The sequence below is a fragment of the Paenibacillus sp. sgz302191 genome (genome assembly GCF_057749925.1).
On the sequence record NZ_JBYLHY010000002.1, the window covers coordinates 257,449 to 270,442 of the forward strand.

Here is a 12,994-nt window from a genome sequence, read left to right on the forward strand (position 1 = left end):
TGTTACACCTCCAGGACAAGAAGCTCTGGATCGGCCAGAAGCTGCTTGATATAGTTCAGGAAGCTTTGCGCCGTCGCTCCGTCCACGATGCGGTGGTCAAAGCTGAGGGAAAGCGCCATAACTTGAGCTGCTACGATTTGTCCGTTTTTCACGACAGGTTTTTCCGTGATGCGGCCTGCACCCAAAATCGCAACTTCAGGGAAGTTGATGACCGGCGTAAAGAACATGCCGCCTACGGAGCCGATGTTCGTAATGGAAATCGTTCCGCCCTTCATTTCGTTAGGAGCCAGTTTGCCTTCGCGTCCGCGAACGGCAAGATCTTTGATGGCGGATGCGATCGACCATACGTTTTTGCGGTCTGCGTCATGAATGACCGGAACGAGCAGGCCGTTGTCCGTATCGGTCGCGATGCCGATGTTGTAGTACTTTTTGTACACGATCTCTTGCTTCTCTTCGTCGATCATCGCATTCATGACCGGGAATTGGCGGCAAGCTGCTACCAACGCTTTGACGATGAACGGCAGGTAAGTCAGCTTCACGCCTTTTTTCTCGGCGAGAGGCTTCGTCCGCTCGCGCAGAGCGACGAGGGCCGACACGTCGATCTCGTCCATCAGCGTCACGTGCGGAGCCGTATACACGGACTTGACCATCGCGTTCGCGATCACTTTGCGGATTCCTTTGAACGGAATCCGTTCTTCGGCGCGATCGCCGCTCACGGCCGCCTGCGCTGCTGCCGCAGGCGCCGCCGCGCCAGCCGCCTCCGCAGCGGCCGGCACTGCTGCCGGAGCCGCGGCTGCGCCGCCTCCGGCTGTGAAACCGAGCACGTCCTCGCGCGTAACGCGGCCGTGCTTGCCTGTCGGCGTCACCTCAGCGAGGTTGACGCCCTGCTCTCTTGCCAGCTTGCGCACGCTAGGCGTCGCAAGCACTTCGCGGCCGGCGCTGCTTGCAGCAGGCGCTGCCGGAGCTGCAGCAGCAGCCGCTGGTGCTGCTGCAGGGGCCGGTGCTGCCGCCGCAGGGGCAGCAGGAGCAGGCGCCGCGGCCGCAGGCGCGTCGTGGCCGTGGATCGATGCCGCAGGCAGTTCGCCCGCGACCTCGATCGTCATCACGAGCTCGCCGACCGTGCAGATTTGGCCGTCTTTCACTTTCACGTCGACGACTTTTCCGTCGACAGGACAAGGTACTTCCACGACCGCTTTATCGTTTTGAACTTCCATCAAAATCGTTTCATCCGTTACGGCGTCGCCCGCTTTTACGAGCAGCTTGACGATCTCGCCTTCATGTATACCCTCGCCAAGCTCAGGGAACTTGTATTCAAAAAGTGCCACGTACACTACCTCCCATTACTTTCGACTGTATAATTAAAATTCGAGGACTTGATTGATTCCGGCAATGACGCTCGCAGGATTAGGCAGCCAAGCGTCTTCGATTTGCGCAAAAGGATAAATCGTATCCGGCGGCGCCACGCGAAGCACGGGAGCTTCCAGATGGAGGATCGCCTTCTCGTTGATTTGCGCGATCACTTCCGCCGCTACGCCGGAAGTTTTTTGCGCTTCCTGTACGATAATCGCTCTGTTCGTTTTCTTGATGGAAGCGACGATCGTGTCGATATCAAGCGGCAGCAGTGTGCGCAGGTCGATGACTTCGACTTTGACGCCCTTCGTTTTTTCGATTTCCTCGGCCGCTTTGAGGGAAGTGTGCACCATAGCGCCGTAAGTAATGATCGTGACATCGGAGCCTTCGCGAACGACATTCGCTTTGCCGATTTCCACGGTATATTCGCCTTCCGGCACTTCTGCACGGAAAGAACGGTATAAATTCAAATGTTCCATGAAGAAAACAGGGTCATTATCGCGAATCGCGGAAATGAGAAGCCCTTTCGCATCGTAAGGGTTGGAAGGGACAATGACTTTGATCCCCGGAGTTTGCACCAGCAGCCCTTCCAGCGGGTCGGTATGCAGCTCAGCCGCTTTAACCCCGCCGCCAAAAGGCGTGCGGAACACGATCGGAGCGTTGTAACGGCCGCCGGAGCGGTAGCGCATACGGGCAGCCTGTACGCAAATTTGGTCGAGCGCTTCATAAATGAAGCCGACAAATTGAATTTCGGCAATCGGGCGGAAGCCCTGGATGCCAAGACCTACGGCAAGTCCGCCGATCGCGGATTCAGCCAGAGGCGTATCGAATACGCGCTCTTCGCCGAACTCTTTTTGTAAACCTTCCGTCGCGCGAAATACGCCGCCGACATGACCAACGTCTTCCCCGAACAAAACTACGTTGGGATCTCTTTCCAATTCAACGCGCATCGCGTCTTTTATCGCTTGAATCATCGTCATTTGTGCCATGACAGTCCGTGCCTCCTAAGAGTTTTTCGCCAAAAAACTGGCCTCGTTAGCATTGCTTTCGTTCTCGCGGCCGACAGCCGCGAAACCATTTATTTGTACGCTTGCTTTTGCTCTTCCAGATGCTGCGGTGTAGTTTCAAACATCGAATCGATCAAGCCAGGAATCGTCATTTTTTCGGTTTCCTCGGCTTTTTTGATATGCTCGGCGACAGTAGCCTTCGCTTCTTCCTTCACGCGGTTCTCTTCCTCTTCGCTCCACAGTCCTTTTTGTGTCAGGAACAGGCGCATGCGCGCAAGAGGATCTTTAGGCTCCCATTCGCTTTCTTCGTCTTTGGTGCGGTATTTGGTCGTATCATCCGCCATCGAATGCGGACGGAAACGGTACGTTAATGCTTCGATCAAAGTTGCGCCTTCGCCCCGACGGCCTCTCTCGGCAGCCTCAGTCACTGCTTGAACGACAGCCAGAACGTCCATGCCGTCCACTTGAACGCCCTTGATTCCCGCGGCAAGCGCTTTGTGCGCTACGGAAAGCGCGCCTGTTTGCTTGGCGTACGGAGTCGTGATCGCATACCCGTTATTTTGCACGAAGTAAATGACAGGCAGCTTGAATGCTCCCGCAAAGTTCATTCCTTCATAGAAATCGCCTTCGGAGCTGCCCCCGTCGCCTGTGTAAGTAATCGCTACGCGAGGCTGATTGCGCTTTTTGAACGCCATCGCAACGCCGGTAGCATGCAAAATTTGCGCGCCGATAATGATTTGCGGCATAAGCACGTGCACATCCTGCGGAATCTGACCGCCATGCTGGTGACCGCGGGAATACAAGAAAGCTTGATACATCGGCAGTCCGTGCCATACGATTTGCGGCATATCGCGGTAGCCCGGGCAAATGAAATCGTCCTTATTCAAAGCAAACTCGCTGCCGATCATGGACGCTTCCTGTCCAGATACCGGCGCGTAGAAACCAAGACGGCCTTGACGGCCCAGATTAACGGCTCTTTCATCCCATACGCGGGTGAATACCATTCTTCTCATTAATTCTTTCAATTGATCGTCGCTCAAATTCGGCATTTTGTCAGGATTGACAACAGTACCGTCCGGAGCAAGGACCTGCAAAGGCTGAACTTTCTCTGTGGTCACTTCATAATTCGCTTGGCTGACAAGTGGCTTACTCATACCATTTCACCTCATATATGATTTTAATGCCTGCTAGCTTCGTTTCTGTTATAGTATTATTATAAACCTGTTTTTGTGAATTGTACACCAGTTTCCTTAAGGAATACGACATTTTTTAACCTAATTGAATAGTACAGTTCATCAAAATATATAATACAGTTAACAATTTATTAATAACTGCTATAATACACCTCTCCAAAAAATACCCAATTTTTGCAAAAAACCACCACACATTGCTGGCACTCAATAACACGCCGGTAACGGCTGACATCATTTTAAAAAAGGGGCGCATGATACAATGGAAGACTCCCGCTACTACAAAAGAACGATTGTCAAAGACGAAATTACATCCGCTTATTTGGGCGAACGGCGCTCCCTCCGCATTTTCCTGCCGCCCGGCTATAACGACCTGCTGTCCTATCCGGTCATTTATTGCCAGGACGGCGAACAATTTTTTAATTTCGGCCGCATCGCGACGACTCTGAACCGCTGCATTCTGGATGACGGAATGGAGCCGGCCATCGTTGTCGGAGTGGACGTCGATACAGCCGTTCGCACAAGCGAATACGCCCCTGAAGGCGAGCGTCATTCCGCTTACACCCGTTTTTTTGCTGAGGAACTGATTCCTTACATCGAAGGGCTCTATCCGGCCCGCCAAGACCGCACCGAACGCATCGTTGCCGGCGACTCGCTGGGAGGAACGGTTTCTCTGCACCTTGCCTTAGATTATCCTAGCCTTTTTTGCCGCGTTATATCCTTGTCCGGCGCATTTTTCGGCTTAACCAGGGAGCGTCTTTCCAGGGAAGAGGATTTATCCTGGCTGGAGCTGTACATGCTGATCGGTCTGGACGAAACCGAAGTGACGACAGAGCGCGGTACGTTCGATTTCGTTCTGGAAAACCGGCTGACCAGAGAGGTGCTCGAGCGAAAAAAAACCGCGCTCCATTATGTAGAGAAGCCCGGCAAGCATTTATGGGGGTTTTGGCAGTTGGAGCTGCCTAATGCGCTGCATTACTTTTTGGGATAGCCACCACTTATCCGCTGTTTATCCGCTTTTTATCGCATACCGCGATTTCAGCAATTCGATCATATCCGCAATTTGCTCTCCGGTCGGCGCTCCGACGATTTGTTCTGCGGCGGCCGGCCGGATTCCCGTTTTGCCGAGTTCTGCTATGAGCGTCTCCGTAAATTGGCCGGAGGTCAGCGGAGCGTTCAAACATTCCGCAAGGCTTGCCATGCTCTCCGGTGCGACTGCCGGATAATCCCCCTGCAAAGCCGTTCCCGCCGCTTTGTCATAAAACTCGCGCGCCATGCGGGCCTTGCTCTCGCCGTTTCCTTCCACGATGACAAAAGCTTGCACCGAGATAGCCCGCTGCTGGCGGCGCTGGGCAATTCCGCAAAATTTGCGCCCGCCGACACTCAGATCGAATTCGCCCGGGCAAAACGAGCCGACAACTTCTCCCTGATCGATCTGTCCGGTTAAACCGCTCATCGCTTGCCGGATCAAGGCCACCATCGTTTCAAAATCTTTGCGGTGCTCCATATCGCCCGCCGCTTTGGGAATCAGCAGCGACACATTGACCACGCCCAGATCAAGCGGAACGGCCGCCCCGCCGGAATTGCGGACCGCCGTGCTATAGCCCTGGCCCTGCAGCCATCGCTGCGCATCGGCGGCCAAAGGAAGCCGGCTGTCGCGAAGCCCCATCACAAAAGCCCGCGGATGGCGCCAAATATGAATCACAGGCGCGGCCCCCTGGCCAATCGCCCTGCACATCAACTCCTCCAGAGCAAACGAGTACAGTATATCGTGAAAGCCCGTTTCATCCGAACGATCCCAAACGATCGTACCGGGGGGCAGCAATTGTATAGACATAATCCCGATTCTCCCGACCTTCGTATTCAAACCCATTTCAAATTGTAATGGATCTGCCTCCGTATCGCAATGAACCGTCCCGGATTGCAGAAGATATTGTCAAAAATCATCAAAATCTCAGACTCAAACAGGTAGGAATTTCTATTTTTCTGTCGAAATAATACAAATATAACCAAATTCCGATAAGTGGGCGAAAACAATTGAAAGTCATGGATGACTTGCTGCTTAATGTACTGGTTCTAACGGTACCCATCTTGATCTATTACATATTATGGCTTGACCGGTCCAGGCCCATTAAAAGCCGCCGCTGCAGCCAGTTGAGCATCGCTATCATCTGCTCTCTTGCCGCGGTGTTTTGCATGTCTCATCCGCTCTTCGCCTACAACGGCAGCGAATACGACCTTCGCGTTATTCCCGTGCTCGCCGCATTCTTGTACAGCGGCATCGGCGCCGGCTTGATCGTATCCGCAGTGATCATCGCCTATCGATATTACATCGGAGGGCCGGAACTGGTTTTGATCGTTTCCCTCATCGCACTTCTGGTCCCTTTCATACTTGCCTTTATCTCGCTCAGCAATTGGAAACAGCGCACGACCAAGGTGATGTTCCCCAGTTTGCTCGCATTCGTCAGCGCTTTGGCCGCTTTTTGCATAAACCTCGTTTACCGGATTCAGATGGATGAAAAGATCGATTTGCGCTTTTGGATGTATGGCGGCTTATTCTGTCTCATTCATATGGTCACGATGTTGATGCTGACTTATCTTATTGAAAGAATCCGCGAAAATATGTCCATGCGAAGCGAGCTTCAACGCTCCGAGAAACTTCATGTACTTAGCGAGCTCGCCGCCTCCGTAGCACATGAAATCCGCAATCCGATGACCGTGGCGCGCGGCTTCATGCAAATTCTCAGCCAATCCCAAGTTACCGAAGAAAAAAAGCGGATATATACTTCGATGGTTATCGAAGAGATCGACCGCGCGCAAAGCATTATTAGCGATTACCTCTCGTTTGCCAAACCCCAGGCGGAAAAAACGGAGAGGCTCGACGCTTCCACACTCACGCAAAAGCTGGGGAATTTGATCAATCCTTATGCCTCGCTGAGAGGGGTGCAAATTTCCTTTGATATGGAATCGCCTCTTTGGATCATAGCCAACTATGAAAAAATGATTCAATGTCTCGTTAATTTGACCAAAAACGGAATCGAAGCAATGCCAAACGGCGGAACGCTGCAAATTAGCGGCTATAAGCGCGGCTCCAAAATTATTTTGGAAATCAGGGATAGCGGAATCGGTATGACGGCCGAGCAAATCGAGCAGCTTGGAACCCCGTTTTATTCGACCAAACACAAAGGCACCGGCCTTGGCATGATGGTCTCCTTCCGCATCGTCAAAAACTTGGGAGGAACCATCGAAGTGAGAAGCCAGCCCGGAAAAGGAACATGCTTTATGATTTCATTACCCGCCCTTTGAAGCTTCGGCCAATATGTTCATAATCCCCTTAAAAAGCGGAATCGCTTTGCTGCTTTCCCGCACATCCGCATTCTCGATAACTACCGAGACCGCATACCGCGGAGCTTCGACAGGACCGTAGCCGATAAACCATTGATTGATTTTTTCCTGTTTGTCATGTATGACTTGCGCGGTCCCTGACTTGCCTGCAAGGTTCCATTCCGCCCCCTGCAGCCCTTGTCCTGTTCCGTCCGTGACGACATCCCGCATCCAGTCCAGCAGCCTGCGGCTTGTCTTCGCGGATACGCTGCCATCGGCAGGACGCAGCGCATGCACAGGAAATTGTTCCATGGCGCGGCCCGTCCGGTAACGGATTTCCTGCACCACTCTTGGCGATAAAGCTTTGCCCCCGTGGAGCAAGGCAACTACCATGTTGGAGGCTTGCAGCGGCGATATACGTACGTCCCTTTGACCGATAGCCGTCTGCATCAGCACGCCCTCATCGCTGCGGGGTGTCTGCGTATCAAAAAGATGACCGGCTTCCTCCTGATCGAATTGCCTTATGTCCTCCTTCGTACCGGCTTTTCCTGTCCAGCCGACGTCTACCAGCAGCCCAAGCTTGCGCGCATAGGTCTCCACTTGCGCCGCAGTCAAGCGCTGCATCACTTTGGCGAAAACGATGTTGCAGGACTGGGCATAACCTTCCTCCAATGTCAAAGCGCCATGCCCCTCTTTTCTCCAGCAAGTGAAGCCGTATTTGCCCAGTGCCCCCTCGCAATCGAAAGTTTCGTGAAGGTCTACGACGCCTTCATCCAACGCTGCCGCAGCAACCACCATCTTGAAAATCGAGCCCGGCACCGTCGCCTTAAGCGCGTGGTTGCTCCAGTTCGAACTGCCCGGGTCGACCCGGGCAGGATCAAAGTTCGGGCGGCTCGCCATCGCAACGACATCGCCTTGGCCGGCATCCTGAACGACTGCAGCCCCTTCGCGAATTTGCATCTTGTCCATCAGCGCTTCGATTTTTTGCTGCACGCTCATATCCAGCGTAGTTACAAGTTTGAGCGGGTAATACGGATTATCCGGCGCAATCATTCTGGCATCGAGGCCTGACAGAGGCCTTTTGCCCGCATCGGTGAAATACGAGATCGACGTTTCGCCGATCCCGCGCAGCCACCGATCAAAGCTTTTTTCCAGGCCGGCTCCGCCGATTTTGCTCGTCAGCCCCATCCTGCCGCTCGCCAGCTCGGCACCGTATACGCTAGAGACGAGATCCGGATTTTGCCCGATAAATCCGATCAGCTGCCTGGCCGTCATTTCCGCCGGATATCGGCTTTCCATGTTTACGACTTTCAGGTACGGGAGCTGCAAAGCCGTAATCTCCGCTTCCTCCTCCGGCGTCAATGCGAGCGGAACTATATCAGCTTGGCCTTGGCCTCGCCAAACCTGCGGCTCCTTCAACCCGCTCACGAAGGCGAGCCAATCCTTCGGGCTCGTCCCTAATATACGGGCGATCTGGGCAAGCTGCCCCTCAGTGCCCCAGTATTGGCTATGGATCGGAAACACGACCAACGCCCTGACCGTTTGTCCTGTAAACGGCCGCATATGCCGATCATAAATTTGCCCGCGGCCGCTATCCAAAACTAAAGCGCGCTGCCTTTGCAAAACCGAGTTTTCGACGAGGTTGATGCTCCGGGACGAATAGCTTTCCGATGCGGCAACCTGTATCCAGAAAAGCTTCCCGCCAATAATGGAGAGCGCACAAATGATAATAAGGAGAGACAAAAATATTCGGCGTTTTTCCGCCGCTGACAGCTGATTCCGTTTCATAGCCGCAATCCCTTTCGTCGCACGAATAGCTTCTGCTCTCAGTATGTTCAACAGCCGTATCCGGCAAACTGCGCCAAGCAAATTACACCGGGGCGTCATCCTCACAAAACTAGACGCTCAGAGGGGAGCAGCAGCTTCTGTCAAACCGCTGCTGAAAGCTAGTCGACGCGTCATTGGCCGATAGCGCGCGCAGAAAGCCTGCACTTTTTCGCTGGTTTATGGCCAGAACGCAACTCGCCGTACGACAATTTGCTCTCACTGACGTCTCACTGGCCAGCAGCACGCGCAGAAAACCTGCAAAAGTGCATCTTTTTTCTCCCTGATGCTCTTACTTTGCTAAATTCCTGCAAATCTGCAGGATTTTCTGCCGAAATTCAAGCTCAGCCTCCTCATGGACGAAAATTCCTGCACTATCGCAGGCTTTTCCTCAAAACGGGCTGGTTCCTACGCAAAAGCCTGCACTTTTGCAGGTCTTTGGCCTGAGCGCAACTCGCCGTACGACAATTTGCTCGCGCCGTCACCTCACCGGCCGGCTGCGCACGGTGAAAGCCGCCTAGCCTACAACAGCCCGCTGCGCCGCTCTTTCAACAAAAAAGCTACCCCCTCGTCATACCGCAAGGGGATAGCTTTTTTATGTATATTTACTCAACTTCAAACTTGGAAAGCGACTCGTTCAATGTTTTGGAGAGCTGGTCCAGCTTGTCGGACAGCTTCACCAGCCCTTCGCTGATGCCGAGCTGCTCGGAGCTTAACGATGCAACCTCCTCGGATGTTGCCAACGATTCCTCCGCAACTGCGCTTACGTTGGTCATCGCATCCGACAGCACGACCTGCGACTGCTCCAGCGTGCTGATTGAATCGCTCACAGCGCTAAGCTGCGTAATAAAACCGCCCATATGGCTCGTTACTTGCTTGAAAATCGTATCCGCTTCTTTAACCGCCAAAATTTGCTCCTGGAAAATCGGTCTGGCGTTGTTGAGCGCTTTTACCGTTTCATCGATCTCTTTTTGAATCGTTTCCGTCGTTTGACCAACGATATCGATCGATTGTCTGGATTGATCCGCCAGCTTGCGGATTTCGTCGGCCACGACCATGAATCCTTTTCCTGCGGCTCCGGCTCTGGCGGCTTCGATCGTTGCATTAAGCGAAAGAATATTCGTCTGCTTGGTTAAATTGTTCAGCACTTCGAGAATTTTACGAATCGACCGGGTGCTGTCTTTAAGTCTGTCGACCTTATCGACCATGGAGCGTATCATTTCTTCCGTTAAGTTCGTCTTGCCGATAAGTTCGTCCATGTACTTGGTACCCTGCTCACTCGAGCTTTGCACGTCCGCGGCTGCCGTTCCCATCTCCAGGTTCGCCTCGATGACCTGCTTCATTTGCACGCCGATGTGCTGCGTAAGCTCGTTCCCTTTTTCCGATTCGGTGGCAAGCCCTGCCGCTCCGCCCGAAATTTCGTCCGTCGCTACTGCAATTTCACGTGCGGCCGTAGCGGTTACTTTCGAAGAATTCGAAAGCTCCGTAGCGGTTTCAGCCACCTGCTGAGCCGAAGCGCTGGTCTGCTGAACGAGCGATGTAATCTGCTGCATCATCACATCGAAGCTTTCGCCCAACTGGCCGATCTCGTCTTTCGTTTGATAATTGGCGCGTACCGTAAGATTGCCTCGCGCTCCTTGCCGCATTAGGTTGCGGAGATTAATGAGCGGCCGTCCGATCATTCTTGCGACGAACAATCCGATTAGCACGGCGGCGATAGCCGCACCGATGGCCACATAGATCGTATATTTGAAAATGACTCCTGCTTCCTTCACCAGCGAGCTCACCGGCGTATCGCCGAGCAAATACCAACCGGACACCGTCGAACGGTAAAAAGAAACCAGATGGTCGTCTTTGGTTGTAAACGAGTCGGCATCTTTATCCATCTGTTCTTTCGTCAGCTGAATGTCCGAATCTTTCTCCACCGTCTCCTTAGCGATCGAAGCGATCACTTTGTTCGAGGAGTTTGTAATAGCGATCTTACTGTCATCGCCGAGAGAGATTTCGTTGACTTCTTTATACAACAGATCGGTGCTGATTTCCAAAAGCAGAATCGCAGACGAGTTGTTCGTCAACGTATTGCGCAGCACCCTTCCGATGGCAAACGTGCCCGGGGAGTTCGTCGAATATCCGTTGACTTTGCTGTCCAGCCAGACCACTTTACCGTTGGCTTCATTAACTTTTGCGAACCAGTCCTGATCCTTCACATTGCCGACCAGCGTACTGCCGCCCGCTCCGGTTATCGTAATCAGGGAGCCATCAGGCTTATAAAGGTGAAGCGTCTTAATCGATTTGTTGGAAAAAATAATGACGTTTAATTTCTCCGACAGTTGGCGGGTTAGGTCTAAATAATCATAAGTGCTCGGGTCGACCTTCGCCTGCTTATCGAGAATATCCTGAATATCCTTGTTCAGCATAATTTGCAGCGACGCATCATCGAAAGTCTGGAACAGGAAGTCGAGCTTTTGTCCGGCCTGTGTAAGCGTCTCAACGTTGGATTCGGAAACCTTGCCTTTAATAACATTTTTCGAAACGGAGTAAGAAATAATCCCGACGATCAGGACAAAGAACAAAATACTTGCAAAAAACATCAGGAAAAGCTTCATTCCTACGGATTTCACCGGATTTTCAAAATGAAGCTCCCGCATCATTCTCCATCCGCTCACCCCCGTACGCTTCAATAGTTGGCCCAATCGTCCCCATTTTACTTGACGAATGGCTTTCCAACACGACTTTCCGAACTTGACTAAAGCTGACGTAAACTGATTAGGTCCATTCTTCACACAGGTCACCACCATTAGATTCTGATTAGCATGATTTGATTAGGAATTCAAAATCTGTTTGAAAAGGGTTTCACTCTTATTATAACACTAAATTTTCGACACTTTTTAACAATATCCTCTAATTAACGAGCAAAAAATGAGATAACCTTCCATGGAAGTTTTTCGAAGCTGAAAAAAAAGAAGCATCCCCCTGAACCATACAGCCGGAGGAAGCTTCCATCAAGTTATTTACCTGTTTTTTTTCTCATCATGTCCCATTTTTTCACGGGTTGGGCCGTTTTGATTTTTACAATTTGCAAAGGATGTCTGGCCGCGTCCAGAAGCTGGCCTTCTTCGCCGGTGATCGCTTCGACTTTTTGCTTGAAATGAGTGCCCTCGGGCCCAAAAAACTCGATCTCCTGTCCTATTTTGAAATGATTTCGCTGCTGGATGACCGCCGTGCCCGTCTCTGCGTCGTAGTCCATGACCAAACCTACAAAGTCAAATCCTACGGCTTTATCTTCAGGCTCATAAATATGGTCCTCAGGTCCCGGGGACTCGTAGAAAAATCCTGTATTCAGCGGACGGTTGGCCGCTTTATGAATTTCGTCAAGCCAAACCTGCTTCAGTTCATAGCCGTCCGGATCGTCAAAATAGGCGTCAATCGCCTGCCGGTACGCGCCTACAACCGTCGCGACGTAATGGATGCTTTTCATGCGCCCTTCGATTTTAAAGCTGTCCACTCCCGATTCGATTATCTCCGGAATGTGTTCGATCATGCTCAAATCTTTGGAGCCCATCGTAAAAGCGTCGTCCTCCGCTCCGAAAAGCGGCAAATCGGTTGCCAAAGGCCCTGCCAAAGGCTGGTCCTTGGCGAACAAATCGTATTTCCAGCGGCACGATTGCGAGCAGCCTCCGCGGTTGGAGTCGCGGTCGGTGAAATGGTTCGACAGCACACATCTGCCCGAGTAGGAGCTGCACATCGCGCCATGGATGAACGCTTCGATTTCCACATCTACATGCCGCTTGATTTCATCGATCTCTTTCATGCTGGCTTCCCGCGCCAATACGACGCGCTCGATGCCCTGATCTTTCCAAAACTTGACGGCCTGCCAGTTCATCGTCGACTGCTGGGTGCTGAGGTGCACTTCGAGCTTGGGTGCCACTTTCCTGGCCGTTTGCATAATAATCGGGTCCGCGGCAATGATCGCGGAAATTCCGACTTCCTGCAAGCCGCGCAAATACGGCTCCAGCCCGTCAATATCTTCATTATGCGCGTAAATATTCGTCGCAACGAACACTTTTGCTCCATAAGCCTTAGCAAATTGCACGCCCTCGCGCATTTCTTCCAAAGTAAAGTTGTCCGCATTGGAGCGCAGTCCGTATTTTTGCCCGCCGATATATACGGCATCCGCTCCGTAATGGATCGCAAATTTCAGCTTTTCCAAGCTTCCGGCCGGAGCCAGCAGCTCCGGTTTGTCCAGCCTTACGCGCTTGCCTCTGGCTCTAGCTGCTACAGCCGCCATAGTCATGATGC

At 52.4% G+C, this 12,994-nt stretch carries 9 protein-coding genes; 2 read left to right on the forward strand and 7 right to left on the reverse strand.

Features of this window, described 5'->3' with window-relative positions:
* Positions 1–2: 2 nt before the first annotated feature.
* The 3 genes from AC3G2T_RS03515 to pdhA form a co-directional block, all read right to left on the reverse strand.
* A complete protein-coding gene (locus tag AC3G2T_RS03515) occupies positions 3–1,325 on the reverse strand; it encodes a dihydrolipoamide acetyltransferase family protein (RefSeq protein ID WP_488434553.1) in 1,323 nt (440 codons plus the stop codon).
* Positions 1,326–1,358: 33 nt separating this feature from the next.
* A complete protein-coding gene (locus AC3G2T_RS03520; protein WP_474680343.1) occupies positions 1,359–2,339 on the reverse strand; it encodes an alpha-ketoacid dehydrogenase subunit beta in 981 nt (326 codons plus the stop codon).
* Positions 2,340–2,428: 89 nt separating this feature from the next.
* Positions 2,429–3,511, reverse strand: a complete 1,083-nt coding sequence (gene pdhA / locus AC3G2T_RS03525) for a pyruvate dehydrogenase (acetyl-transferring) E1 component subunit alpha (protein WP_474680344.1) — start codon at positions 3,509–3,511, stop codon at positions 2,429–2,431.
* Positions 3,512–3,809: 298 nt separating this feature from the next.
* Here pdhA and AC3G2T_RS03530 point away from each other — a divergent pair, with 298 nt between their 5' ends.
* Positions 3,810–4,538, forward strand: coding sequence for an alpha/beta hydrolase (locus tag AC3G2T_RS03530; RefSeq protein ID WP_488434554.1), 729 nt, complete (start codon positions 3,810–3,812; stop codon positions 4,536–4,538).
* Positions 4,539–4,556: 18 nt separating this feature from the next.
* On the opposite strand, the gene AC3G2T_RS03535 is transcribed toward AC3G2T_RS03530, so the two are convergent.
* Positions 4,557–5,384 (reverse strand): lipoate--protein ligase family protein, encoded by an 828-nt coding sequence (locus tag AC3G2T_RS03535; protein ID WP_488434555.1) that lies wholly within the window; start codon positions 5,382–5,384, stop codon positions 4,557–4,559.
* A gap of 209 nt (positions 5,385–5,593) precedes the next feature.
* Here AC3G2T_RS03535 and AC3G2T_RS03540 point away from each other — a divergent pair, with 209 nt between their 5' ends.
* The gene (locus AC3G2T_RS03540; protein ID WP_474680690.1) at positions 5,594–6,853 is read left to right on the forward strand and encodes an ATP-binding protein; all 1,260 of its coding nucleotides are present in this window, start codon (positions 5,594–5,596) and stop codon (positions 6,851–6,853) included.
* Here the strand turns inward: AC3G2T_RS03540 and AC3G2T_RS03545 are convergent.
* The 3 genes from AC3G2T_RS03545 to AC3G2T_RS03555 form a co-directional block, all read right to left on the reverse strand.
* A complete protein-coding gene (locus AC3G2T_RS03545; protein WP_488434556.1) occupies positions 6,839–8,659 on the reverse strand; it encodes a peptidoglycan D,D-transpeptidase FtsI family protein in 1,821 nt (606 codons plus the stop codon). The genes AC3G2T_RS03540 and AC3G2T_RS03545 overlap by 15 nt on opposite strands.
* Positions 8,660–9,300: 641 nt before the next feature.
* Complete coding sequence (locus AC3G2T_RS03550; protein ID WP_474680691.1) at positions 9,301–11,346, reverse strand: methyl-accepting chemotaxis protein; 2,046 nt, start codon at positions 11,344–11,346, stop codon at positions 9,301–9,303.
* A gap of 356 nt (positions 11,347–11,702) precedes the next feature.
* Positions 11,703–12,983: a peptidase U32 family protein gene (locus AC3G2T_RS03555; RefSeq protein ID WP_488434728.1), complete on the reverse strand. Its 1,281-nt coding sequence runs from the start codon at positions 12,981–12,983 to the stop codon at positions 11,703–11,705.
* Positions 12,984–12,994: the final 11 nt, after the last annotated feature.

Coding starts and splice junctions, on each gene's coding strand:
- AC3G2T_RS03520 (WP_474680343.1), bottom strand. CDS start 2,339: ATGGCACAAATGACGATGATTCAAGCGATAAAAGACGCGATGCGCGTT.
- pdhA (WP_474680344.1), bottom strand. CDS start 3,511: ATGAGTAAGCCACTTGTCAGCCAAGCGAATTATGAAGTGACCACAGAG.
- AC3G2T_RS03530 (WP_488434554.1), top strand. CDS start 3,810: ATGGAAGACTCCCGCTACTACAAAAGAACGATTGTCAAAGACGAAATT.
- AC3G2T_RS03535 (WP_488434555.1), bottom strand. CDS start 5,384: ATGTCTATACAATTGCTGCCCCCCGGTACGATCGTTTGGGATCGTTCG.
- AC3G2T_RS03540 (WP_474680690.1), top strand. CDS start 5,594: ATGGATGACTTGCTGCTTAATGTACTGGTTCTAACGGTACCCATCTTG.
- AC3G2T_RS03545 (WP_488434556.1), bottom strand. CDS start 8,659: ATGAAACGGAATCAGCTGTCAGCGGCGGAAAAACGCCGAATATTTTTG.
- AC3G2T_RS03550 (WP_474680691.1), bottom strand. CDS start 11,346: ATGATGCGGGAGCTTCATTTTGAAAATCCGGTGAAATCCGTAGGAATG.
- AC3G2T_RS03555 (WP_488434728.1), bottom strand. CDS start 12,983: ATGGCGGCTGTAGCAGCTAGAGCCAGAGGCAAGCGCGTAAGGCTGGAC.